This window comes from uncultured Stenotrophomonas sp. (assembly GCF_945952405.1).
Lineage (GTDB): Bacteria > Pseudomonadota > Gammaproteobacteria > Xanthomonadales > Xanthomonadaceae > Stenotrophomonas.
Genome location: NZ_CAMFIA010000004.1, coordinates 216643 through 241171, shown reverse-complemented (window position 1 = coordinate 241171; position 24529 = coordinate 216643). Strand labels below are relative to the sequence as shown.

At 69.7% G+C, this 24529-nt stretch carries 17 protein-coding genes; 13 read left to right on the top strand and 4 right to left on the bottom strand.

The genetic code is table 11. The features are described from left to right. Window positions 1-55: 55 nt before the first annotated feature. The 6 genes from Q0P60_RS06300 to tsaB all read left to right on the top strand — a co-directional run bounded on the left by Q0P60_RS06300 (window position 56) and on the right by tsaB (window position 8120). On the top strand, window positions 56-946 hold the full coding sequence (locus tag Q0P60_RS06300) for an NAD-dependent epimerase/dehydratase family protein (RefSeq protein ID WP_294989832.1): 891 nt from the start codon (window positions 56-58) through the stop codon (window positions 944-946). Between the two features lie 73 nt (window positions 947-1019). Continuing rightward, window positions 1020-2072 (top strand): glycosyltransferase family 2 protein, encoded by a 1053-nt coding sequence (locus Q0P60_RS06295; protein ID WP_294989829.1) that lies wholly within the window; start codon window positions 1020-1022, stop codon window positions 2070-2072. Between the two features lie 85 nt (window positions 2073-2157). Further along, window positions 2158-4599 carry a penicillin-binding protein 1B gene (gene mrcB, locus Q0P60_RS06290; protein WP_294989826.1) on the top strand — a complete coding sequence of 814 codons (2442 nt, stop codon included), beginning with the start codon at window positions 2158-2160 and terminating at the stop codon, window positions 4597-4599. A gap of 11 nt (window positions 4600-4610) precedes the next feature. Continuing rightward, a complete protein-coding gene (locus tag Q0P60_RS06285; RefSeq protein ID WP_294989936.1) occupies window positions 4611-5132 on the top strand; it encodes a hypothetical protein in 522 nt (173 codons plus the stop codon). 219 nt (window positions 5133-5351) lie between these two features. Beyond that, complete coding sequence (locus tag Q0P60_RS06280; protein WP_294989823.1) at window positions 5352-7397, top strand: ATP-dependent DNA helicase; 2046 nt, start codon at window positions 5352-5354, stop codon at window positions 7395-7397. 9 nt (window positions 7398-7406) lie between these two features. Further along, on the top strand, window positions 7407-8120 hold the full coding sequence (gene tsaB, locus Q0P60_RS06275) for a tRNA (adenosine(37)-N6)-threonylcarbamoyltransferase complex dimerization subunit type 1 TsaB (protein ID WP_294989820.1): 714 nt from the start codon (window positions 7407-7409) through the stop codon (window positions 8118-8120). A 186-nt stretch (window positions 8121-8306) separates the two neighbouring features. On the opposite strand, the gene Q0P60_RS06270 is transcribed toward tsaB, so the two are convergent. Together Q0P60_RS06270 and gshB are read right to left on the bottom strand one after the other, a co-directional pair. Further along, window positions 8307-9191: an energy transducer TonB gene (locus Q0P60_RS06270; protein ID WP_294989817.1), complete on the bottom strand. Its 885-nt coding sequence runs from the start codon at window positions 9189-9191 to the stop codon at window positions 8307-8309. After that, window positions 9191-10138 (bottom strand): glutathione synthase, encoded by a 948-nt coding sequence (gene gshB / locus Q0P60_RS06265; protein ID WP_294989814.1) that lies wholly within the window; start codon window positions 10136-10138, stop codon window positions 9191-9193. Before gshB ends, Q0P60_RS06270 begins: the two co-directional genes overlap by 1 nt. Before the next feature lie 240 nt (window positions 10139-10378). On the opposite strand from gshB, the gene pilG reads away from it, so the two are divergent. From pilG to Q0P60_RS06230, 7 genes are all read left to right on the top strand, one after another. Further along, window positions 10379-10780, top strand: coding sequence for a twitching motility response regulator PilG (pilG, locus tag Q0P60_RS06260; RefSeq protein ID WP_005418455.1), 402 nt, complete (start codon window positions 10379-10381; stop codon window positions 10778-10780). Window positions 10781-10798: 18 nt separating this feature from the next. Further along, window positions 10799-11161, top strand: a complete 363-nt coding sequence (locus Q0P60_RS06255) for a response regulator (protein ID WP_005410717.1) — start codon at window positions 10799-10801, stop codon at window positions 11159-11161. Further along, window positions 11161-11691, top strand: coding sequence for a chemotaxis protein CheW (locus tag Q0P60_RS06250; protein WP_294989809.1), 531 nt, complete (start codon window positions 11161-11163; stop codon window positions 11689-11691). Before Q0P60_RS06255 ends, Q0P60_RS06250 begins: the two co-directional genes overlap by 1 nt. A 41-nt stretch (window positions 11692-11732) precedes the next feature. Beyond that, a complete protein-coding gene (locus Q0P60_RS06245; protein WP_294989806.1) occupies window positions 11733-13769 on the top strand; it encodes a methyl-accepting chemotaxis protein in 2037 nt (678 codons plus the stop codon). Between the two features lie 100 nt (window positions 13770-13869). Next, window positions 13870-20478, top strand: a complete 6609-nt coding sequence (locus Q0P60_RS06240) for an Hpt domain-containing protein (RefSeq protein ID WP_294989803.1) — start codon at window positions 13870-13872, stop codon at window positions 20476-20478. Then, on the top strand, window positions 20465-21805 hold the full coding sequence (locus tag Q0P60_RS06235; protein WP_294989800.1) for a chemotaxis protein CheB: 1341 nt from the start codon (window positions 20465-20467) through the stop codon (window positions 21803-21805). The genes Q0P60_RS06240 and Q0P60_RS06235 overlap by 14 nt, the downstream gene beginning before the upstream one ends. Continuing rightward, window positions 21802-22266 (top strand): chemotaxis protein CheW, encoded by a 465-nt coding sequence (locus tag Q0P60_RS06230; RefSeq protein WP_294989798.1) that lies wholly within the window; start codon window positions 21802-21804, stop codon window positions 22264-22266. Before Q0P60_RS06235 ends, Q0P60_RS06230 begins: the two co-directional genes overlap by 4 nt. Before the next feature lie 136 nt (window positions 22267-22402). Here Q0P60_RS06230 and Q0P60_RS06225 read toward each other — a convergent pair whose 3' ends face one another. Both Q0P60_RS06225 and bioA read right to left on the bottom strand, forming a co-directional pair. Continuing rightward, the gene (locus Q0P60_RS06225; protein ID WP_294989795.1) at window positions 22403-23140 is read right to left on the bottom strand and encodes a 16S rRNA (uracil(1498)-N(3))-methyltransferase; all 738 of its coding nucleotides are present in this window, start codon (window positions 23138-23140) and stop codon (window positions 22403-22405) included. Beyond that, window positions 23131-24522: an adenosylmethionine--8-amino-7-oxononanoate transaminase gene (bioA, locus tag Q0P60_RS06220; protein ID WP_294989792.1), complete on the bottom strand. Its 1392-nt coding sequence runs from the start codon at window positions 24520-24522 to the stop codon at window positions 23131-23133. Before bioA ends, Q0P60_RS06225 begins: the two co-directional genes overlap by 10 nt. Between the last annotated feature and the right edge of the window lie 7 nt (window positions 24523-24529).

Below are 24529 nucleotides of genomic sequence, written 5' to 3'. Positions count from 1 at the left end.
GCGGCGGAGGGGGTCGTTATAGTAGCCAGCCCCGTTTGACCCGCATGGAGTGCCGATGACCGTTCTTGTTTCCGGAGCCACCAGCCAGATCGGCCGGTTCCTGCTGCCGCGCCTGGTGCAGGCGCATGCACCTGTGCAGGCAGTCAGCCGGCGGCCGCAACCGGCGCAGGACGGGGTGCAATGGCTGTGTGGTGATCTGGCGGAGGCCCTGGACAGCGTGCCGTCGCCGGCCTGGCAGGCCATCGCCAGCTTCGGGCCGCTGGAAGGATTGATGCACTGGTTGTCGCGGCAGTCCGAGGCGCCGGCGCGGCGGGTCATCGCCACCAGCTCGATGAGCGTGCTGAGCAAGCAGGATTCGGAGCAGGCCGACGAGCAGGACGTGGTGGCGATGCTGCAGCGGGGCGAAGCGGGGCTGATCGCGCAGGCCGAACGCCTGGGCATGGAGTGGACGATCCTGCGGCCGACGCTGATCTATGGCGCCGGCATCGACCGCAGCATCACGCCGATCGTGCAGCGCGCACTGCGCCTGCGCCTGTTTCCGATCCCGCTGGCCGGTGGCCTGCGCCAACCGGTGCATGCCGACGACATCGCCCGTGCTGTGGTGGCCTGCATCAGCACCGGTGCGGCATCGGCGCAGGTGCTGGAGATCGGTGGCGGCGAACGCCTGCCGTACCACGCGATGTTCCGCCGCGTGCATGCCAGCCTGGCGCAACCGACCCTGGCGCTGCCGTTGCCGGGCAGTGCGCTGCGGGGACTGGCTGCGGTGCTGCCGCGTGCGCGTGGGCCGGTGTCGCGCCTGCAGCAGGACCTGATCGCCGACAACGGGCCGTTGCAGGCGCTGCTGGGTGTGGCCCCACGGCCGTTCCGGCCGGATGCGGGCACATGGCAGCCGATGAGTGCCGCGCAGGCCCTGCAGCGGATCGCCGCGCATCCCGGGAACGGCTAGTCAGGACCGGTATCCATCCGTCCGCGGGGGCTCTGCTACCATCCCCCGGCCTTGTTATCCGTGAGTACGTTCGATGCCTGACGCGCCATCCCGATCGGCCCCTGCCGAACGCATTGGCGTTGCGCTGTGCACCTACAACGGTGCGCGCTACCTGCAGGCGCAGCTGGACAGCATCCTGGAGCAGGATCTGCCGGTGCACGAAGTGGTGATCGGCGACGACGGCTCCAGCGACCAGACCCTGCAGCTGCTGCAGGCCTTCGTGCCACGCGCGCAGGCGCAGGGCATCCGGGTCGAGATCGTCCAGCACGCGCGCAATCTCGGCTATGTGCGCAATTTCGCCGATGCGCTGCAGCGCTGCCAGGCCGATATCCTGTTCCTGTGTGACCAGGATGATGTCTGGCATGCGGGGCGTGTGCGCAGCTACGTGCAGCGCTTCCAGGCCGATCCGGCGCTGTTGTTGCTGCACAGCGACGCGCGGCTGGTGGATGCGCAGGGCGCACCGATGGGCTCGCGCCTGCTGGAAGTACTGGTGGTGCACCCGGCCGAGGTGGAGCTGGAACGCTCGGGCCTTGCGATCGACGCGATCCTGCTGCGCAACTTCATCACCGGCGCCACCTGCGCGCTGCGTCGCAGCCTGCTGGAGGGATCGCTGCCGGTGCCGCCGGGCTGGAGCCACGACGAATGGCTGGCGGTACACGCATCGCTGCGCGGCGGCCTGGACATGCTGGCCGAGCCGACCATCGACTACCGCCAGCATGGCAACAACCAGATCGGGGCCAGCCGCCGTAGTTTCATGCAGCGCCTGCGCCATCTGGACCTGTTCGACGCACAGGCGCGGCAACGCACGGCCGGGCGCCTGCTGGCGCTCGATGCGCTGCTGCGCCAGCGCGGCGTGGTGGTGGCGCCGGAGCGCTTCCAGGGGCTGCAGGCGCTGGCCTGGCGCATGGCCTGGTCGCGGCTGCAGCTGTACCGCCGCGTGGATGTGCGGGCACGCTGGATCGCCCATGACGCCCCGCGGTTGATCGCGCGGCTGGCCAATGTCTGCCTGGCCGGGGCCGGCTGGAAGGGCATCCGGGCCGCGCTGGCCGGGGCCGCCGCAGGCCGGCGGGCGCCGCGCCCTGCTTGAACTGCAGTGAAACCGCAGGCCATCGCCTGCCAGCCGCCACGGCGCCTGCGTTAGACTCGCCAGACCCTACCTGCCTGCATCCCCAGTGCCCCGACGCTACGATTCCGACGACATCGACGATTTCGACGACGACGACCAGCAGGACGACAGCCCGCTGTGGCGGCGTCGCCTGATCACCTGGAGCATGGCTGCGGTCGCGTTGGGATTGGGTTTCCTGATTCCCTATACGCTGTACCTGAACCAGCAGGTGACCCAGCGCTTCGGTGAGCTGCGCTGGCAGATCCCGACCCGTGTGTATGCCCGCCCGCTGGTGCTCACGCCCGGCAAGGCGATGGACGCGGCGACCCTGAAGACCGAGCTGGCCGCGTCCGCCTACCGTGATGACGGGCAGGGCAAGGAGCCGGCAACCTATGCGGTGAACGGCGGCCGTTTCGTCATCTCCAGCCGCGGCTACAGCGATGTCGATGGCCGGGTGGCTGCGCGCCGGCTTGAGCTGTCGCTGGCCGACGGTGCGGTCGCTTCGCTGCGCGATGCCGACAACCGCAAGGCGCTGAAGGCCGCGCGGCTGGATCCCGCACGCATCGCCACGCTGTACGGGCAGAAGCAGGAAGAACGCCGCCTGATCCGCATGGATGAGGCGCCGGACCTGCTGGTGACCGGCCTGCAGGCGGTCGAGGACAAGGACTTCAACCGCCACCACGGCATCGATCTGTCCGGCATCGCGCGTGCGGTGTGGGTGACCCTCCGCTCCGGCGGCCAGAGCCGCCAGGGCGCCTCCACGCTGACCCAGCAGCTGGCCCGCAGCGGCCTGCTCGGCATCGGCAAGGAACAGACCGTCACCCGCAAGTTCAACGAAGTGCTGTACGCGCTGATCATGGAGGCGCGCTACGACAAGCGCACCATCTTCGAGGCGTACCTCAACCAGGTGTACCTGGGCCAGCGTGGCAGCCAGGCCATCCACGGCATGTCGTCCGGCGCCGAGTTCTGGTTCGGCCGCGACCTGTCGTCGCTGGAAACCGAGCAGATCGCGCTGCTGATCGGGCTGGTCAAGGGCCCGTCCTTCTACGACCCGCGGCGCAACCCGGAACGCGCGCTGGATCGCCGCAACTTCGTGCTTGGCAAGCTGCATGAGGCCACGCTGATCGATGACGCCGAGTACCAGCGTGCGCTGAAGGCCCCGCTGGGCGTGCCCAAGGCCCCGGGCCTGGTGGCCGCCAATCGTTTCCCGGCCTACGTCGACCTGGTCCGCCGCCAGCTCGGCCATGACTATCCGGAATCGGCACTGCAGGGCGCCGGCCTGAGCGTGATGACCGGCATGTCGCCGTCCGCGCAGGCGTATGCCGAGGGTGCGGTGACCCGCACCATCAAGTCGCTGGAGAGCAAGCGTCGCCCCGAGCTGCAGGCCGGCATGGTGCTGACCGATGTGCACAACGGTGATGTGCTGGCGGTGATCGGCAGCCGTGAAGTCTCCGAAGTGGGCTTCAACCGCGCGATCGAGGCACAGCGTCCGGTCGGTTCGCTGCTGAAGCCGTTCGTGTACCTGTTGGCACTGGCACAGCCGGATCGCTACTCGCTGGCCAGCTGGGTCGATGATTCACCGGTGACCGTGCAGCTTGGCCGTGGCCGCAACTGGAATCCGGGCAACGCCGACAACCGCAGCCATGGCACGGTGCGCCTGATCGATGCGTTGGCCCATTCCTACAACCAGGCCACGGTGCGCGTGGGCATGCAGGTCGGGCCGGAGCGCGTGACCCAGCTGATCCACGTCCTGGCCGGCATCAAGGCCGAAGCGAATCCGGCGGTGATCCTCGGCTCGACCGACCAGAGCCCGTACGCGATGGCGCAGCTGTACCAGTTCCTGGCGTCCGGCGGCGAGATCCAGCCGTTGCACGCGGTGCGTGGCGTGCTTGATCCGCAGGGCAAGCTGCTCAAGCGCTATGACAAGACCCCGGCACCGGCGCAGGAGGGCGATTCGATCGCCGCCAACCTGATCAGCGTCGGCCTGCAGCAGGTGGTGGCCAGCGGCACCGCGCAGCGCCTGAACGCCGATGGCCTGGGCCGCCTGCAGCCGGCAGGCAAGACCGGCACCACCAACGATGGCCGCGACAGCTGGTACGCCGGCTACACCGGCGATCACCTGGCGGTGATCTGGATCGGCAACGACCAGAACGAGCAGGCCGGCCTGTATGGCGCCACCGGCGCGATGCGGGTGTGGTCGGGTATCTTCCAGCGCCTGCCGAGCGCGCCGCTGCGAGTCAGCAACAAGGGCCTGGACTGGCAGTCGGTGGCGCCCACCGGCCTCAACACCACCGATGACGGCTGCCCGGGGGCGCGTCGCTTCCCGTTCGTGGTGGGCTATGCGCCGGCCTATGCGCCGTGTGCGCCGGCGGCGGCGCCGGACGGGCAGGGCGGTAGCGAAGGCGAAGGCGGTGGCTGGCGCAGCTGGTTCGGCCTGGACCGCAAGCCGGAAGCCCCTGCTGAACCTGCTGCGGCCCCCGCCGCGGCCACTCCTCCACCAAGCCGATGATGCCGATGAACATGCGATCCCTGCTGCAGCCCCTGGCCTTGACCGGCCTCAGCCTGGCCCTGGTCGCCTGCGTGAGCAGTGCACCGCCGGTGGTCAAGCCGGTCGATACCACTACGCCGGCGCAGCGCCTGGCCGCGGTGGACGCCGCCGCCGGTCCGGACGACAAGGAGCTGTCGGTACAGCCGTTGCGTGATTCGCAGGTGGAAGACCTGCGGCTGACCGCACAGGCGCAGCGCCAGGCGCAGGATCTGGCTGGCGCCGCCAGCAGCCTTGACCATGCGCTGGAGATCGTGGCCGGTGATCCGGCGGTGCTGCAGGAGCGTGCCGAGCTGGCCCTGCTGCAGGGCCAGTGGGCGCAGGCGGAAACGTTCGCACGCAAGGCGATCGATCTGGGCTCGAAGACCGGGCCGCTGTGCCGCCGGCACTGGGCGACGATCGAACAGTCGCGCCTGGCACGTGGCGAGAAGGAAAATGCGGTGTCGGCGCACGCACAGCTGGAAGGCTGCACGGTGCCGGGAATCAAGCGGTACTGAGGTGTTCCCCTCCATCGGGCGCTGCCCCCTCTGCGGCGCGCGCGCGCTGATGGATGCGGGTGATGGGCCGGGTGGGTGGGGCGTGCAGGACACGCCGTAAACCCGCAGTCCCCCGCCAGTCTCCAGTACAGCCCAGAGCCAAGAACGCCGTTGCCGTTGCTGTGGCTCTGGCTTGAAACGGGTGCCGGGCAGCGCCCGGCCGGGTATCCTTCCTGCCTGATGTCCGACCTTGTTCATGCCAGCCGCGAAGCCCTCAGCGACGGCGGCGCGCTCGCCTCGCACCTGGACGCGTTCGTGCCGCGCCCGGCCCAACTGCGCCTGACCGAAGCCATCGCCGATTCGCTGCAGCAGCGCGATCTGCTGCTGGCCGAGGCCGGCACGGGAACCGGCAAGACCTTCGCCTATCTGGTGCCGGTGCTGCTGTCCGGGCTGCGGACCATCATCTCCACCGGCACCCGCGCGCTGCAGGACCAGCTCTACCACCGCGATCTGCCGCGCGTGCGCCAGGCACTGGGTGTTGGCCTGCGCAGCGCATTGCTGAAGGGACGCGCGAATTACCTGTGCCGCTACCGCCTGCAGCAGGCGCGCGGCGAGCCCCGGTTCTCCAGCCCCGAACAGGCGGCGCAGTTCCAGCGCATCCTGGCCTGGTCCGGGCGCTCGGAGTTCGGTGACATCGCCGAGCTGGAGGGGCTGGCCGATGACTCTCCGTTGCTGCCGATGGTCACCTCCACCGTCGACAACTGCCTGGGCACCGACTGCCCGTTCTGGGATGACTGCTTCGTGGTGCGTGCGCGGCAACGCGCGCAGGCCGCAGACGTGGTGGTGGTCAACCATCACCTGCTGTTGGCCGACCTGGCACTGAAGCAGGACGGGTTCGGCGAGCTGCTGCCAGGCGCGCAGGCCTTCGTCATCGACGAGGCGCACCAGTTGCCTGAGCTGGCCGCGCAGTTCTTCGGCGAGGGCTTCGGCATGCGCCCGTGGCAGGAGCTGGGCCGCGACTGCCTGGCTGAAGCGCGCGGCGTGGGGGGCGCGCAATCGGCCCTGCAGGAACCGGTCGATCAGCTGCAGCAGGCCTTGCTGGCGTTGCGCTTGGCAATGGACGGGCTGCCGTCGCGCGGCACGCACTGGCGTGCGCTGGCGATGCCCCAGGTGCGTGACGGCTTCGATACGGTGATGGCCGGCCTGATGACGCTGGAGCAGGCGCTGCAGCCCTTGCGCGAAGCGGCGGCTGGCCTGGACGCCTGCCATGCGCGGGCGCGCGAAGCGGTCTCGCGGCTTGGCCGCTGGCTGGGCGATGATGAGCCGGCCCTGGATTTCGACAGCGACCCGGCGCAGGTCAGCGCCGCTGCCGATGTGCTGTGGTACGAGCTCACCCCGCGCGGTTTCCGCTGCCAGCGCACCCCGATGGATGTGTCCGGGCCGTTGCGCGAGCACCGCGAGCGCAGTCGTGCAGCCTGGGTGTTCACCTCGGCCACGTTGACCGTCGGGGGTGGCTTTGACCACATTGCCACGCGCCTGGGCCTGGACGATCCCCACACGCTGGTCCAGCCGAGCCCCTTCAACTGGCCGGAGCAGGCGCTGTGTTATCTGCCCGAGGGCCTGCCCGATCCGGCCGCGCGCGGTTTTGGAACCGCGCTGATCCAGGTCCTGCGGCCGGTCCTGCAGGCGTCGCAGGGCAGGGCGTTCCTGCTGTTTGCCTCGCACCGCGCCCTGCGCGAGGCGGCCGAGGCATTGCGCGACGGGCCATGGCCGTTGTTCGTGCAGGGCGAGGCCCCGCGCGCGACGCTGCTGCAGCGATTCCGCGACTCCGGCAATGGTGTGCTGCTCGGCTCGGCCAGTTTCCGCGAAGGCGTGGACGTGGTCGGCGAAGCGCTGAGCGTGGTGGTGATCGACAAGCTGCCGTTCGCGGCCCCTGACGACCCGGTCTACGAGGCGCGGCTGGAGGCGATCCGGGGCCAGGGCGGCAACCCGTTCCGCGACGAGCAGTTGCCGCAGGCGGTGATCGCCCTGAAGCAGGGCGTTGGCCGGCTGATCCGCAGCGAGAGCGATCGCGGCGTGCTGGTGCTGTGCGACCCGCGCCTGCTCAACCGCGGCTACGGCCGGGTCTTCCTCGATTCGCTGCCGCCCTTCCGGCGTACCCGCCAGCTGGCCGATGTGCAGGCCTTCTTTACGCCACAATGGGCTCCCGTGGCCGATGATGCCGTTGCGGCCACCGCTGCGCCGGGTCCGCAACCGGCACCCGGCGCCACGTTCCCCCTGTTCTGACCTGATCCGATGAAACTGCTTGCCTTTGAAACCGCCACCGAAGCCTGTTCCGTTGCCCTGCATGTCGATGGGCAGGTCCTGGAACGTTTCGAGATCGCCCCGCGCCGGCATGCCGAGCTGAGCCTGCCGTGGGCCGAGGCGCTGCTGGCCGAGGCCGGCATCGGCCGCCGTCAGCTCGACGGCATCGCACTCAGTCGTGGCCCCGGTGCGTTCACCGGCGTACGCCTGGCGATTGCCATTGCCCAGGGCATCGCGTTGGCGCTGGACCGCCCGCTGCTGCCGGTGTCGACGCTGCAGGTGCTGGCGCTGCGCGCGCCGGCGGACGAAACGCAGATCCTCTCGGCGATCGATGCCCGCATGGGTGAACTGTACGTCGCACGCTTCGAGCGCGTGGATGGCCTGCCGGTCGCACGCGATGCCGAGCGCGTGTGTGCGCCGGCGGCGGTGGCGCTGCCGGATGGCCTGCAGGCCTATGGTGTCGGCACCGGTTTCGCTGCGGCGGAAGGTGCTTTGGTTTCGCAGCTGGGCGCCGGCCTGCGTGGCTTCGATGGCGCGGCGCTGCCGCGGGCGTCGGACGTGCTGGCGCTGGCGGTGCCGGCGTTCGCGCGAGGCGAGGCGATCGCCCCGGAGAAGGTCGAGCCGGCCTACCTGCGCGACAACGTGGCACTGACCCTGGTCGAGCAGCAGGCCGCGCGCGAGGCGAAGGCGAAGGCCAACGGCTGAGCCTCTCGGCGGGGTTGGTCGCTGAAGGCAAGAGCAGAAGCCGCGCTTGGCCGGGCGAGGTGGGTTCATGGCGGCCCCGCAAACCCACAGTGTCCCGCCATCCCTCAGGAAGCCCGCGGTTGCTGTTGCTCCGGCTGTGGCCGTTGCCTCCAGCGGGTTCCGGGCCGCAGGCCCGGGCAACACCCCCTAGCGGTCGTCGTGCAGCGAGCCGCCCGGCAGGAACACCCAGGTGCGCGTGACCTGCAGGATATCGATCGCATCCTCGGTCTTCGGCAGTGGCGGGAACGGCTGCGCCAGCTGCACCACCCGCAGCGCCGCCTCATCCAGCAAGGGCGTCCCGCTCGAGCGCAGGATCCGGCTGCTCTCCACGCTGCCATCGCGGCGCACGCCCACGCTGATCACCACCTGGCCGCCGAGCCGGCGCTGCCGGGCTTCGTCCGGGTAGTTCAGGTTGCCGACCTGCTCGGCGCGGTCGACCCAGGCCCGCAGGTAATTGGCATACGCATATTCACGCGTGCTGGCGGAGACGAACTTGCGGTTCGGGCGCTTGGCGTACTGCGCCGAGCGCAGGTGCACTTCGGCGGCCAGTCGCGCCATCTCCACGTCGCGCTGCTCGCGCGCGCTCAGCGGTGCATCCGGTTCGGGCTGTTCCGGCAGCGGCCGCGACTGCGCCTGCGCCACCACCTCCTGTCCGTTGCGGCTGCTGACCACCCGCGCCTGCGGCGGCGGTGCCGGCGCGGCCGATTGCCGCTGCTGCGGAACCGGGCTGAGTCCGGACTGCGCCTGCGGCACGATGCCGGCCTGGTTGTCGCGCGGGCGTTGCGCCCGGTCGTGCTCGCCGCCGCCTTCCTGGTTGGCCGCGGCAAGGAAATCGGCCTGCTTGGGCGTCAGTGCGGTGCGGGTCTGGCTGAAGATCACCTCCAGCGTCGGCACCAGCGGCGCATCGCCCTTCACGGCAAAGCCCACGCCAAGGATGAGCAGGGCGTGGACCAGGACCGACAGCGCGATGGTCGCCCCCAGCCGTTGCGCTTCGCGCGGCGGCGGGGGCAGGACGGCAGGTGCGGGGGGCATCAGCGCAGGCCGGCCTCGAGGGCGTCGAACAGGGTGCCGGCGATGTTCAGCCCATACTGGGCGTCCAGCTCGCGGACGCAGGTCGGGCTGGTCACGTTGACCTCGGTCAGGTAGTCACCGATCACGTCCAGGCCGACGAAGCGCATGCCGCGCCGCTTCATTTCCGGGCCGACCTGGGCGGCGATCCAGCGGTCGCGTTCGCTCAGCGGACGGCCTTCGCCGCGACCGCCGGCGGCCAGGTTGCCGCGGAACTCGTCGCCCTGTGGAATGCGCGCCAGGCAGTAGTCGACCGGCTCGCCATCGACCAGCAGGATGCGCTTGTCGCCGGCGCTGATGTCCGGAATGAACTTCTGCGCCAGCGCCAGCTTGCGGCCGCCGTCGGTCAGGGTTTCCAGGATCACGTTCAGGTTCGGATCGCCCTGGCCACTGCGGAAGATCGAGCGGCCGCCCATGCCGTCCAGCGGCTTCAGCACGGCCTGCCCATGTTCCAGCGCGAACGCCTTCAGCGCCTTGGCATCGCGGCTGACCAGGGTGGGCGGGCAGCACTGCGGGAACAGCAGCGCCGCCAGCTTCTCGTTGTAGTCGCGCAGGCCCTGCGGGTTGTTGACCACGCAGGCACCGGCGGCGGCAGCCACGTCCAGCACCTGGGTGTCGTAGAGGTATTCGGCGTCGACCGGCGGGTCCTTGCGCATCAGCACGATCTGGCCGGGGCCGAACTCGGTGCGGCTGAATGCGCCCAGCTCATACCAGCCGGCGGGGTCGTCGCGGACCTGCAGCGGCGCGGTCTGGGCGACCGCCACGCCGCCCTCCAGAGCCAACCCGCCCGGGCGCACGTAATGCAGGGCATGGCCACGGCGCTGGGCTTCCAGCAGCATGGCGAAGGTGGTGTCCTTGGCGATCTTGATGTGGGCGATGGGGTCCATCACCACGATGACGTTCAACGGCATGGGCGCACCTGTCAGGCAAGACGTTGATGGTAGCGGCAACGCCGCCCGCGCGCCTCCCCGGCGTACTGCAACGCAGCGTCCGCCCGGCGCCCGCGCACGCATTGCGAAACCGGTCACGTTCAGCCGGCCACCGTGCCCCGTGCCACGGGCCGGCCTTGAAGCGGGCGCGGGAAGTGCGATATAGATACGCTTTCGTAGCGGCCCCCGCCAGAGATCGGGCCGTGCGCTTGGGGATAGGCAATGACTGAAAACACGACTGCGGGCGGGGAACTCGCAGGACTCCGGGTGATGGTCATCGATGATTCGAAGACCATCCGCAGGACTGCGGAAACGCTGCTCAAGCGCGAAGGCTGCGAGGTGGTCACCGCCACCGATGGCTTTGAAGCGCTTGCCAAGATCGCAGACCAGCAACCGCAGATCATCTTCGTCGACATCATGATGCCGCGCCTGGACGGGTACCAGACCTGCGCGCTGATCAAGGGCAACCAGCTGTTCAAGGCGACCCCGGTCATCATGCTGTCCTCCAAGGATGGGCTGTTCGACAAGGCGCGGGGACGCATCGTCGGCTCGGAGCAATACCTGACGAAGCCTTTCACGCGTGAAGAACTGCTGGGTGCCATCCGCACATACGTCAACGCCTGACCAGGGGGGAAAGGCACAATGGCTCGTATCGTTCTGATCGAGGATTCACCCACCGACCGCGCGGTGTTCACCCAGTGGCTGCGCCGTGCCGGCCACGAAGTGCTGGAAGCGGACAACGCCGAGGATGGACTGCAGCTGGTCCGCGACCAGGTGCCGCAGCTGGTGCTGATGGACGTGGTGCTGCCCGGCATGAGTGGCTTCCAGGCCACCCGTGCGATGGCCCGTGACGCGGCGATCAAGCACATCCCGGTGATCATCGTCAGCACCAAGGCGATGGAAACCGACAAGGCATGGGGCCTGCGCCAGGGCGCGGCCGATTACATCGTCAAGCCGCCGCGCGAGGATGAACTGATCGCGCGGATCAACGAACTGGTGGCCTGATGCGCTCGCCCTTCGACATCCTCGAAGCCTATGAACGGCGCAGCCTGGCCCATGCGGTGCAGCTGCCCGAGCGGCAGTTCGCCCAGGACCTCTGGCGTGGCGTCGGTTTCCGCGTCGGCCAGCGCCGGCTGGTGTCCGATTTCCGCGAAGTGGTGGAAATCGTGCCGATGCCGCCGGTGACCCCGGTGCCGTGCGCGCAGCCGTGGCTGCTGGGCGTGGGCAACCTGCGTGGCAACCTGTTCCCGGTGGTCGACCTGAAGTACTTCCTGGAGGGCACGCGTACCGTGCAGCAGGAAGGCCAGCGCGTGCTGATCATGCGCCAGGCCGGCGGCGACGTCGCGCTGACCATTGATGAACTGTTCGGCCAGCGCAGCTTCGAACTGGACCAGCAGATCGCGGCCGGCACCCTGGCCGAAGGGCGCTATGGCCACTTCGTCGATCGCGCCTTCCATGCCGACGGCCACGACTGGGGCGTGTTCTCGCTCTCGCTGCTGTCGCGCACCCCTGAATTCCGGCAAGCCGCGGCCTGAGGCCGGGTATCGCCCCCTGCATTGAAGATCGAGGTTGAACGATGAGTACTGCTTCGGACGCCCCCAAGACCGGCAAGCTGCGGCTGGGCGGCAGCAACCTCTGGTTGTTCCTGCTGCTGGCATCGATGATCCTGTTCGGCGTCAACACCGGCGTCGCCACCTGGCAGGGCAGCCGCCTGGCAGATGCCGGTTCCAAGGCCGCCGACCTGCAGGTGCTGTCGCAGCAGCTGGCCAACCAGGGCCGTGATGCGGTCGGCGGCAACGCGCAGGCGTTCACCGCCTTCAAGGCGACCCGCAACGCGATCGAACAGAACGTGTCGACCCTGCAGGGGCGTTACGGCAAGGAACCGGGCGTGTCCGGCGCGATCTCCACCCTGGGTGAAACCTGGGCGCCGCTCGGCAAGCAGGCCGGGCAGCTGGTCGCCAGCGAGCCGGCCGTGCTGGCCCTGGCGGGCAACGCCAACAACTTCACCGGCGCGGTGCCGGGCCTGCAGGCCCAGCTGAACGAGCTGGTGCGGGCGATGTCCGCCTCCGGCGCGCCTTCCGCGCAGGTATACAGCGCGCTGCAGCAGGTGGTGGTGGCCGGCTCGATGGCCCGCCGCGTGACCGAAATGCGTGCCGGTGGCAGCGGTGCGGCCACGGCCGGCGACGCGCTGGCGCGTGACATCACGGTGTTCTCGCAGGTGCTCGACGGCCTGCGCAACGGCAACGAGGAACTGGGCATCACCGCCGTGCGCGGTGCCGCCGCCATCGCTGCGCTGGAACAGTCGCAGCAGAAGTGGGAGGCGATGAAGCAGGACGCCGACGCGATCCTGGCCAGTTCGCGCCAGCTGTTCGCCGCACAGTCGGCGGCGACCGCGCTGGGCCAGGGCTCGGCGCACATGCTGGACGACAGCCGCAAGCTGTTCGAAGCGTTCTCCTCGTTCGGCTCGGTGTCCGATACCCGCCTGTTCCCGAACTTCTGGATCGGCGTGGTCTCCGGTGCACTGTCGCTGATCGCGATCATCGGCTTCGTCTCCACCAACGTGCGCAGCCGCTCGCGCGAGCAGGAACTGCGCTACCAGACCCAGGTGGAGTTCAACAGCCGCAACCAGCAGGCGATCATGCGGCTGCTGGACGAAATCTCCTCGCTCGGTGAGGGCGACCTGACGGTGAAGGCCTCGGTGACCGAGGACATGACCGGCGCGATCGCCGACGCGATCAACTACGCCGTCGACGAGCTGCGCCACCTGGTGACCACCATCAACGACACTTCGGCCAAGGTCGCGCTGTCCACCCAGGAAACCCAGGCCACCGCCATGCAGCTGGCCGAAGCGGCGGGCCACCAGGCCAACCAGATCACCTCGGCCTCGGACCGCATCGGCGAGATCGCGGCCAGCATCGAGCAGGTGTCGCGCAACTCGGCCGAGTCGGCCGACGTGGCACAGCGCTCGGTGGTGATCGCCGCCGAAGGTGCCGGCGTGGTGCGCGAGACCATCCAGGGCATGGACCAGATCCGCGACCAGATCCAGGAAACGTCCAAGCGCATCAAGCGCCTGGGCGAGTCGTCGCAGGAAATCGGTTCGATCGTGGAACTGATCAACGACATTTCCGAGCAGACCAACATCCTGGCGCTGAACGCCGCCGTGCAGGCGGCCTCGGCCGGTGAGGCCGGCCGCGGTTTCGCGGTGGTGGCCGACGAAGTGCAGCGCCTGGCAGAACGCACCTCCGGCGCGACCCGACGCATCGAGAACCTGGTGCAGGCGATTCAGGCCGATACCAACGAGGCGGTCACCTCGATGGAGCAGACCACCGCCGAAGTGGTGTCCGGTGCGCGCCTGGCCGAGGACGCCGGCACCGCGCTGACCGAAATCGAGCGCGTGTCGAATGCGCTGAACACCCTCATCAAGAACATCTCCATCGCCGCCCAGCAGCAGTCGGCCGCGGCCTCGGACATCACCCGCACCATGGGCGTGATCCGGCAGATCACCGGCCAGACCTCGCAGGGTGCCGGGCAGACCGCCGAATCGATCGGCCACCTCGCGCAGCTGGCGGCCGATCTGCGTCGTTCGGTCGCCGACTTCAAGCTGCCGGCGTGACGCGGGCAGGGCGGCGAGCAAGGAACCAGTCGATGAAGCATTTCCATTCCCCACGCCAGAACCCGCGCGGCCCCCGCGCGTCGGCGAACGGAGCGCGTCCATGAGCAGTCTGCGCGATGCGATGAGCCACGCAGCGCTGGGCTGGGTCAAGCCCGAGCTGGACGAGACCCTGCGGCAGGTGCGCAACGAGGTCGAGTACTACGCGGAAGACCCGGTCGACGCCAGCCGCATGCGCATCTGCGCCGGCTACCTGCACCAGGTGCAGGGCACGCTGCGCATGGTCGAGCTGTACGCCCCGGCGATGGTGGCCGAGGAACTCGAACAGCTGGCCAATGCGATCGGTGCCGGTGGCGTGGCGGATCGCGATGAAGCCTGCGCAACCCTGATGCGCGGCAGCGTGCTGCTGCCCGATTACCTGGAGCGCCTACAGAACGGCCATCGCGACATTCCGATCGTGCTGATGCCGCTGCTCAACGAAATCCGCGCAGCGCGTGGCGAGGAAGGCGTGCATGACAGCGTGTTGCTGGCGTTCGCGCCGGACAGCGCCACCGCCACCGAGGCCGAGCTCGATCATGCCCGTGGCAGCCTGAGCGGACGCAACCGCGAACTGCTGGACACCGTCGGCAGCGCGGTGAAGGAAGAGCTGCTGCGCATCAAGGATGCGCTGGACCTGCACCTGCGCACCGGCGGCGCGCCGGAACAGCTGCAGACCCAGGCCAACGAACTGGGTGCCGTGGCCGATACGCTGGGCATGATGGGCCTGGGCGTGGCCCGTGGCGTGGTCGTGCAGCAGCGTGACGCGCTGCGCGGCGTGGTCGAGGGCCGCCAGCAGATCGACGAGAACCTGTTGCTGGATATCGCGGGGGCCCTGCTGTACGTGGATGCCTCGCTGGACGACCAGGTCGCGCATCTGGGCGCCGGCGGCAGTGGCGAGGACGATCCGAGCGCGGTCGAGAACCGGCGCACGGTGGAGGTTCTGGCACACGAGGCCATTGCCAACTTCGCCGCGGCGCGCGAGCACTTCGTCGCCTTCATCGAAACCAGCTGGAACCACGCCGAACTGCAGGACGTGCCACGCCTGCTGGGCGATGTCTCCGGTGCACTGCGCATGCTCGATCTGGGCACCGCGGCCGATTACCTGCGCGGGGTCCAGCAGTACATCGAGGCCGAGCTGATCGGCCGCCAGCGCGTGCCGAGTGGCCGCCAGCTGGACACGCTGGCCGATGCCATGGCCAGCCTGGAGTACTACCTGGAAGCCCTGCGCGACCGTCGCCCCGGGCGCGAGGACATTCTCGAGATCACCCGCAGCAGCCTCGAGGCGCTGCGTTACTGGCCGCTGCCGGAGCGCGACGTGGTCGCCCTGGAGCCATTCGCTGCGCAGCCGGTCGAGCGCGAGCCGGTGGAAGTGCAGGCCGCGTCCGTGCAACCCGCGCCGATCGAGATTGCGGTGCAGCCCGCCGCGCCCGCAGCGGGCACGGTGTCGCTGCCGCTGCCCGACTTCACTTTCGATCCGCCTGCGACCGCAGCGGCGCCGGCGCGGATCGACGACGGCCTGATGTTCGGCGTGCCGGGTGCGGCTGCACCGCTGGCCCTGCATGACGACAGCGAGGCCCCCCTGGTCTTCGCCGCCTCCAGCGCGCCTGCGCCGGAGGTGCCGCAGTGGGATCTGGCGCCGTTCTATCCGGACGCCGATCCGCACGCTGCGGCCGACGATGAACGCAGCCCGACCTTCGCCAGCTTCGATCCGGTCAGCTTCGAACAGGACGGGGTGGAGCAGGGCGGCGCAACGCAGTGGACGCTGTCGGGGGCTGTACCCGTGGCACCGGCCGATACGGTTGCCGTGGAGGTTGAAGACGCCGCCGTTGCGATCGTGCCTGCCGAGGCCGGCTTCGGTGCCGCGCCAGCGTTCGACCCGGTGGCCGCCGAGCACGATGCCGTGGCCGCAGGCGACGACGTGGTGTTCCGCTTCGACGCCGATGCGCTGGACAACGCCGACGACGTGCTGTCGCTGCACGCGATGGAGACGCTGTCGCTGGAGGATGACGCCGAGCTGCATCCGTTGCTGGAGAGCGTCGACGCGGCTGCGCCGGCAGCGTCGGTCGACACTGCAGTCGTTGCCGATGCCGATGGGGTTGCCGTGGAGGCGTCGCCCGACGTGGCCGCAGCGGTGGCCGACGTCGCCGTGGATGCGCCGGCAGCGGCGGTGTCGGTGATCGATATCGACACCATCGCGCCGATCGATTTCAGTGAAGCCGATGCGCAGTTCTTCGCCGAGCTGAGCGCGGCCGCCGCGGACTTCAATCCGCAGGCAACGGCCGCTGCGGCGCCGGCACCGATCACCGCGGAGACCGCGGCGAGCGCTGAATCCGGCTTCGAGGCGGGCTTCGATGACGATGCCGAGAACATCGACGAGGACATCCGCGAGGTGTTCCTGGAGGAGTTCGACGACGAGCTGGCCAACCTTGGCACGCTGCTGCCGGCGTGGCGCATGCAGCCGGACAACATGGACCGGCTGCGGCCGATCCGGCGCATCTTCCATACCCTCAAGGGCAGCGGGCGCCTGGTCGGTGCACGCACCCTTGGCGAGTTCGCGTGGAAGGTCGAGGGCATGCTCAACCGCGTGCTCGACGGCAGCCGTCCGCCATCGCCGGCGGTGCTGGCAATGGTCGACAACGCGCATGCGGCGCTGCCGCAGCTGAACGCTGCGCTGCGCCACGGCCAGCGGATCACCGTGGACCTGCAGGCGATGCAGGCCATCGCCGATCGCGTCGGTGCCGGTGAGGAAACCTACTACGTGCCGCTACCGGTCGCGGCCGCACCCGCGGCGGCGCCGGCCGCGGCCGAAGGCGAGGACGAGATCAGCCGCATCCTCGAAGCCGAAGCCATCGCATCGGTGCAGGCCGAGGCTGAGCCGGAACCCGCGCCTGACGCGCCGGGAACCCCGGCCAACATCGACAGCGTGCTGCGCGAGATCCTCGAAGCCGAGGTGGAAGTCCACCAGGCGACCCTGCAGGAGTGGCTGCGCTCGGCGCAGCAGGCGCCGCTGCCGGTCAGCGATGCGCTGCTGCGCGCGGTGCACACCATGAACGGCGCCTTCGCGATGACCGAAGTGCCGGAGATCACCGCCGTCACCGGCGGTGCGGAGTCGTACATCAAGCGTGCACTGGCCGCCGAGGTGGTGCCCGGTGACGAGGGCGTGGCCGCACTCGATGCGACCGCGCAGGCGATCACCGCGACCATGGAAGCGCTGCAGGCCGAACAGCCGCGGATCGCGCCGCAGGAAGCGCTGGCGCAGCGGCTGCAGGCGCTCGCCGGTGAACTGCCGGAAGCGCGCTGGCCGATGGTCGGACTCGAAGACGAAGACGAAGCGCTGGAGACCGACGCGGAGCTCGAGCCCATTGGCGATCGGGCAGATGCGATTGCGCCGGCAGATCCAGCGCAGGTGGCCGCCGAGCCGCCGCTGGAAACGCTTGCAGACGATCACGGGACGCTGGAAGCCAGCGCTGTGGTCGACGCCGGCCTCGATGCCGCTGAACTGACCGGCAGCGATGATCTTTCGCGCTACTTCGACGCGGGATGGCCGGCCGTGCCGGGCGAAGGCGAGCCCGCTGCGGCGGACAGCGCAGTGCTTGAATCGATCCAGCCGGAAGCACACGCGGGGGCTGTTGCCGAGGCAGAGGCGAGCGCCACGCTCGCAGGTGTCGAAGACGCCGAGTTGACCGTGGCCGATGACCTGTCGCCGTACCTGGATGCCAGCGCATTGCCGGTGGACGATCGCGACGCGGATGAGCTGCCGGTATCCGAGGTGCTGGACGCTGGCGCGATCGACCTGAATACGGACGTGTCCGTGGACCTGGGCGAGAACGACGACAGCGACTTCGACGACGCTGCTGCACTGCCACTCGACAGCGAGCTGTCGAGCCTGCAGGATGAAATGGCTGCGCCGGGTTTTGCAGAACCGGTCACGCTGGCAGCCGCGCTCGAGGCCGGCCTGCACGTGATCGACGAAGAGCAGACCCTGGCCGACGACGGGCAATGGCCCGTACTCGGCCTGCAGGCCAGCGAACTCGCGCCGGGCGAGGCGGAAGCCTTTGCCGAGGATGCGGACGTCGGCGGGGAGGCGGCGGTCGGCGAAGGAGAGAGCGCTGGCCAGCCGTCCCCGGCGACGGTGGATACATACGCTGCGGTGGCAGCGGCGCAGGACGACGCTGCGCCGGTGCGCTTCTTCGAACTGGAGGAGGCACCGGGGCAGGGCGCTGCTGCGGATGGCATCGACACCGAAGCCGCGCTGGCCACCCAGGCGCCCGAGCAGGCGTCGCCGGTGGCAGAGGCCGACGATGCCGGCGCCGAAACGCTCGACTTCAGCGTGTATGACCGTGAGCTGGTCGACATCTTCGTCGAGGAAGGCAAGGACCTGCTCGACCACTGCGACGGCCTGATCAGCGAACTGCGCGATGCGCCGCAGGACCGCGAAGTGCTGGCCGGCCTGCAGCGTGACCTGCACACCCTGAAGGGTGGCGCACGCATGGCCGGCATCAACGCGATCGGTGATCTCGGCCACAGCATCGAATCGCTGCTGGAAGCGGTGGCCGCTGGCCGTACCGACATCGAACGGCGTGACGTGCAGCTGCTGGAGCGTGGCTTCGATCGCCTGCACCAGCTGCTGACCCGCACCGGTGCGCACCGCGTGGTGGAACCGGCGCAGGACCTGGTCGAGGCCTTCGAGGTCCGCACCACCACCGATATCGCGGCGGCCTCCGCGGCCGCGCGCGCGGCCAGCGAGACCGACGCCGCACCGGTGCAGGGTACCGTTGCACCGGCCACCCCGGCCGACGCACCGCTGTCGGCACCGCTGCCGGCCGAGGGCGCGGTCGATGAAGATCCGTTGGCGCGCCCGCAGCAGGAACAGGTGCGCGTGCGCGCCGACCTGCTCGACCGCCTGGTCAACCACGCCGGTGAAGTGGCGATCTACCGCTCGCGGCTTGAACAGCAGCTGGGTGCCTTCCGCGGCGCAATGGGCGAACTGGAGCGCACCAATGCGCGACTGCGCGACCAGCTGCGCCGACTCGACCTGGAAACCGAGGCGCAGATCGTCGCCCGCTACCAGCGCGAGCAGGACCAGGCCGACCAGAAGTTCGATCCCTTGGAACTGGACCGCTTCTCCACCCTGCAGCAGCTCAGCCGCGCACTGAACGAGTCCGCGGCCGACCTTGGCGGCCTGCAGGGCGTGCTCGATGATCTGTCGCGCCAGTACGATTCGCTGCTGCAGCAGCAGTCGCGGGTCAGCTCGGAGCTGCAGGATGGCCTGATGCGCGCGCGCATGGTGCCGTTCGACGGCCTGGTGCCGCGCCTGCGCCGGGTGGTCCGCCAGTCCGGCATCGACACCGGCAAGCAGGTCCACCTGACCCTGGAAGGAACCCACGGCGAACTCGACCGCAACGTCCTCGACCGCATGGTCGCGCCGCTGGAGCACATGCTGCGCAACTCCGTGGCCCACGGCCTGGAAGCGCCGGAACAGCGCCGCGCCGCCGGCAAGCCGGAGGAAGGCGAGATCGCCATCCGCCTGCACCGTGAAGGCTCGGAAATCGTGCTGGAAGTGGCCGATGACGGTGCGGGCCTGGACCGCGAGGCGATCCGCCGCCGCGCCATCGACCGTGGCCTGCTGGCCGCCGATGCGCAGCCGGGTGAGCAGGAACTGGATAACCTGATCTTCGCCTCCGGCTTCACCACCGCCGACCAGGTCAGCCAGCTTGCAGGCCGCGGCGTCGGCATGGACGTGGTGCGCAACGAAGTGCGCCAGCTCGGCGGCTCGGTCGACATCCAGTCGGTGCGTGGCCAGGGCGTGCGCTTCACCCTGCGCCTGCCGCAGACCCTGGCGGTCACCCAGGCGGTGTTCGTGCAGATCGGCGAAACCACCTTCGCGGTACCGGTGGCTTCGGTCAGTGGTATCGGCCGCCTGTCGCGCGAGCGTTTCGAAGCGGCTGACAGCAGCTACCGTTACAGCGGCGAAGACTATCCGCTGTACGACCTCGGCAGCCTGGTCGGCCAGGCCCCGGCGCGCGCCGATGGCCAGGCCCAGGTGCCGCTGCTGCTGGTCCGCGCCGGCGACCTGCGTGCCGCCGTGGCGATCGACCAGGTGCTGGGCAACCGCGAAATCGTGGTCAAGCCGGTCGGCCTGCAGATCGCGTCGGTGCCGGGCATCTACGGCGCCACCATCACCGGCGATGGCCGCGTGGTGGTGATCCTGGACGTGGCACCGCTGGTGCGCCGCTTCCTCGCCAACCCGACACTGCCGGTACTGGCCAATGCGCCCCGCCAGGAGCGCCAGGTGCCGCTGGTGATGGTGGTCGACGATTCGCTGACCATGCGCAAGGTTACCGGCCGCATCCTCGAGCGCCACAACTTCGAGGTCAGCGTCGCCCGCGATGGCGTGGAGGCGCTGGAGCGCCTGGAAGAACGCGTACCGGACCTGATGCTGCTGGACATCGAGATGCCGCGCATGGATGGCTATGAACTGGCCACGGTGATGCGTGCCGACCCGCGCTACAAGGATGTGCCGATCGTGATGATCACCTCGCGCAGCGGCGACAAGCACCGCCAGCGCGCCTTCGAGATCGGTGTCCAGCGTTACCTGGGCAAGCCTTACCAGGAACTGGACCTGATGCGTAACGTGTATGACCTGCTGGGGATCGCCCGTGTCCGTGAGTGAAGCCCAAGCGGCCCCGGCCGTTGCTCTGCTGGCCCGCCCCGGTGCGGCACGCGAGCGCCTGCGCGAAGCACTGTCGCACGCCGATGTGCAGCTGGTGCTGGAAGATGATCCGAACGGCCTGGAACCGCAGCTGCTGCAGGATGCCCGCCCGCAGATCGTGGTGATCGCACTGGAGGCGGCGATCGAGGATGCACTGGAGCGGCTTGAGGTCGTGCTGTCGGCACCGGGCCTGACCCTGGTGTTCGACGAGGCCGAACTGGCGGCACGCCGCGACGGTTGGGAAGCCCAGCGCTGGGGTCGCCACCTCGCCGCCAAGCTGCATGGTCACCAGCAGGTGCTGCCGCCCGGAGCCGAAGAGGAGCCCAGCCTGCAGCTGGAGCCGGGCCATCCGGCGCCGGCGCCGGCGCCGCGCGAGGAAGCCCTGCAGCCGCATCTGGAGCAGGCACTGAGCTGGGCCGACGAGGTCCCGGCAGACAGCCTGTATTCGCCGCCGGCGCAGCTGCATGAGCCGATCGCGCTGGAACAGGCGCTGGCGGCGCTGCAACCGGTCGTGCCGGAGCCGTTGGCGGCTCCGCCGCTGCCCGCGCAGCCGCTGGCCCCGCCAGCAGCAGAGGCCGCGCCGCCGATCTCCTTCGATCACACCGCATGGTCGCTGGTCGAGGACGTGGTGGACGCACCGGCCGCTGCAGCCGGCGCTACCGCAGCGGAAACTTCGCCGTCTTCCTTCGCCATCGATCATCTGAGCCTGGTCGATCTGGATGCCGCTGCACCCGCAGGCGCACGCGCGGCATCGCTGCTGGTGCTGGCCGGCATCGGCGGACCGGATGCGTTGCGGCGCCTGCTCGGCGCGCTGCCGTCTGCGCTGAGCGTGCCGGTGCTGGTGCACATGCGCCTGGATGGCGGGCGCTACGGCAACCTGGTCAAGCAGATGGCACGGGTGTCGCCGTTGCCGGTGCAGCTGGCCGAGGCCGGCCTGCGCGCGGTTCCCGGTGAGGTGCACGTGCTGGCCGACGACATCGGTGTGCGCGTGGCCAGCGATGGCCTGCATTTCGTCAGCGACGCGCAGGGCATCTCGCTCGCTGCGCTACCGGCCGAAGAGACCGCGCTGGTGCTGCTCAGCGGCGCCGACCTGGCCCATGTCGGCCCGGCGCTGGACCTGGCCGCAGCGGGCGCATGGGTGGCCGGGCAGGTCGGTGAAGGCTGTTACGACCCGGCCGCGGCCACCGCCGTGGTGGCGGCCGGCATGGTGGCCGGCGAACCGCAGGACCTGGCGCAGGCCATTGCTGTGCGCTGGGGCGAGCAGGATGACAACGGAGAAGCCCCATGAGCTACGCCAGCAATGACGAAATCCGCGGCGTCCTGATCCAGGCCGGCAACGAGCGCGTGCTGCTGCCCAATGCCACGGTGGCCGAGATGATGTCGCGGGTGCCGGTGCAACCGGTGGCCGATGCGCCGCGCTGGCTGGTTGGCGAGATCGGCTGGCATGGCTGGCAGGTGCCGCTGCTGTCGTTCGCACGCCTTTCCGGGCTGGGCGAGGAAGCGGTGGGCGGCCACAACAAGGTGGTGGTGCTGAAGGCGCTGAGCGGCAACGCGCAGCGTCCCTACTACGCGCTGCTGACGCAGAACTTCCCGCAGCTGATCTCGGTGCCGCGCGACGGCCTGCTGGCCGATGCCTCCGAGGAAACCCTGCCGCAGACCGTGCACATGCGCGTGCTGCTGGGTGAGCAGAGCGCGCTGCTGCCGAACCTGGACGCGCTGGAAGCCGCGCTGGATTCGCTGGCCGGGTAACGCCGGCCAACGGCCGGCACCGAGCCTACGCTCGGCTGCCGCCCGGGATGCGCGGGTCGGGTAGTGCCGGCCGCTGGCCGGCAACCTCATCATTCCGTGGATGCCGGCCAACGGCCGGCACGACCACGAATCCGCCTTACCCCAGATCCCCCAGCCGCGCCTGCAACGCCGCGATCGCCGCCAGGCCGGCGGTTTCCGTGCGCAGGATGCGCGGCCCCAGCTGCAGTCCCTGGAAGCCCGCTGCCGCCAGCTGTTCACGGTCGCGTGGCGACCAGCCGCCTTCCGGGCCGATCGCAATCACGATGCCGCCGGCCGGAGCGGCCGCCAGCGTCGACAGGCGATGCGCTCCCTGCGGATCCAGGGTCAGCCGCAAGGTATCGGCAGGCAGCACGGCCGCTGCCTGCGCAAGTGACAGCGGCGCCCCCACCTGCGGAATGCGCGCGCGCCCGGATTGGCCGCAGGCCGACGTCACCACGTTGTTCCAGTGCGCTACGCGCTTCTCGGCGCGCGCGGCGTCAAGCTTCACCTCGGTGCGCTCGGCGTTGACCGGCATGATGGCGGCCACGCCCAGTTCGGTCGCCTTCTGCAGGATCAGGTCCATCTTCTCGCCACGGGCGATGCCCTGCAGCAGGGTGATCGCCAGCGGCGACTCCGTGTCGATGGCCTGTACCGCGTCGATGCGGACCTGCACTTCGCGCTTGCCGGCCACGGTCAGCGTCGCGCTGTAATCGTGGCCGTCGCCGTTGAACAGCACGCAGGTATCGCCCTCGCGCAGGCGCATCACCCGCACCAGGTGGTTGGCCGTTTCTTCCGGCAGGGTCACGGTCTGGCCGCTGTGCAGCGCCAGGTCGATGGGGCAGCGGGTCACGCGCATGCAATCGCCTCGTCAATCGCGGCCAGCGTGGTATGCGCCAGCAGCTCCAGTTGTGGGTCGTCCACGCAATAGGGTGGCATCCAGTACAGCACGTCGCCCAGCGGGCGCAGGATCACGCCACGCTTCAGTGCGGCCTTGTAGGCGTGCAGCCCCAGCCGCAGCGCCGGGTCGAACGGCGTGTGCCGGTTGCCATTGCGCGACAGCTCGAACGCCACCACCATGCCGGCCTGGCGCACATCGGCAACGTGCGGATGGTCGGCGAACGGCGCGGCCAGGGTGCCCATCACCGAAGCAATGCCGCGGTTGCGGGCGATCACATCGTCGTCGCGGAAAATGTCCAGGGTGGCGAGCGCGGCGGCGCAGGCCAGCGGGTTGCCGGTGTAGCTGTGAGAATGCAGGAACGCGCGTTCGCGCGAGTCGTCCAGGAAGGCGTCGTACAGTGCCTGCGTGGCCAGCACCGCGGCCAGCGGCAGGAAACCACCAGTCAGCCCCTTGGAGAGGCACATCAGGTCCGGCATCACCCCGGCCTGCTCGCAGGCGAACAGGGTGCCGGTGCGGCCGAAACCGGTGGCGATCTCGTCGGCGATCATGAACGCGCCGTGCGCATCACACAGTTCGCGCACGCGCTGCAGGTAGACCGGATCATGCATGCGCATGCCGCCCGCGCACTGCAGGCGCGGTTCCAGGATCACCGCGCAGATCTCGCCGGGATGCTGGTCGAACAGCGTGGCCAGGCCATCGCCGGCCTGCCGTGCGCGATCGGCCGCGCTCTGGCCCGGCTCGGCCAGGTAGGCATCCGGCGAGGGGGCGAACAGGCCCTCGGCCAGCAGCGGCGCGTACACGCGGCGGTACAGCGGGATGTCACCCAGCGCCAACGCGCCCAGGGTCTCGCCGTGGTAGCCGTTCTCCAGTGCGATGAAACGTGTGCGCCGGGGCTCCCCACGGTTCTGGAAATACTGGAAGGCCATCTTCAGTGCGACTTCCACGCCGGCTGAACCGTTGTCGGCATAGAACACCTTGGCCAGCGGTTCGCGGCCGGGCTGGCGGGGGGCCAGCGCCAGCAGGCGCTCGGCCAGGGTGATCGCCGGTTCGTGGCCGAAGCCGGCCAGCATCACCTGTTCCAGCTGCGTGGCCTGGCTGGCGATGGCGCTGCCGATGCGCGGCTCGGCATGGCCGAACAGGTTGGTCCACCAGCTGCTGACCGCATCCAGGTAGCGGTGGCCGTCGTGGTCGATCAGCCACGCACCTTCGCCGCGGGCGATCGGCACCAGCGGCAGGGTGTCCGGATGCTCGCGCATCTGCGTGCAGGGGTGCCACAGCACCTGCAGGTCGCGCTGCCGCCAATGGCGGGCCAGCGGGGAGGGGGTTGGGTCTGCTAGCATTTCGGGC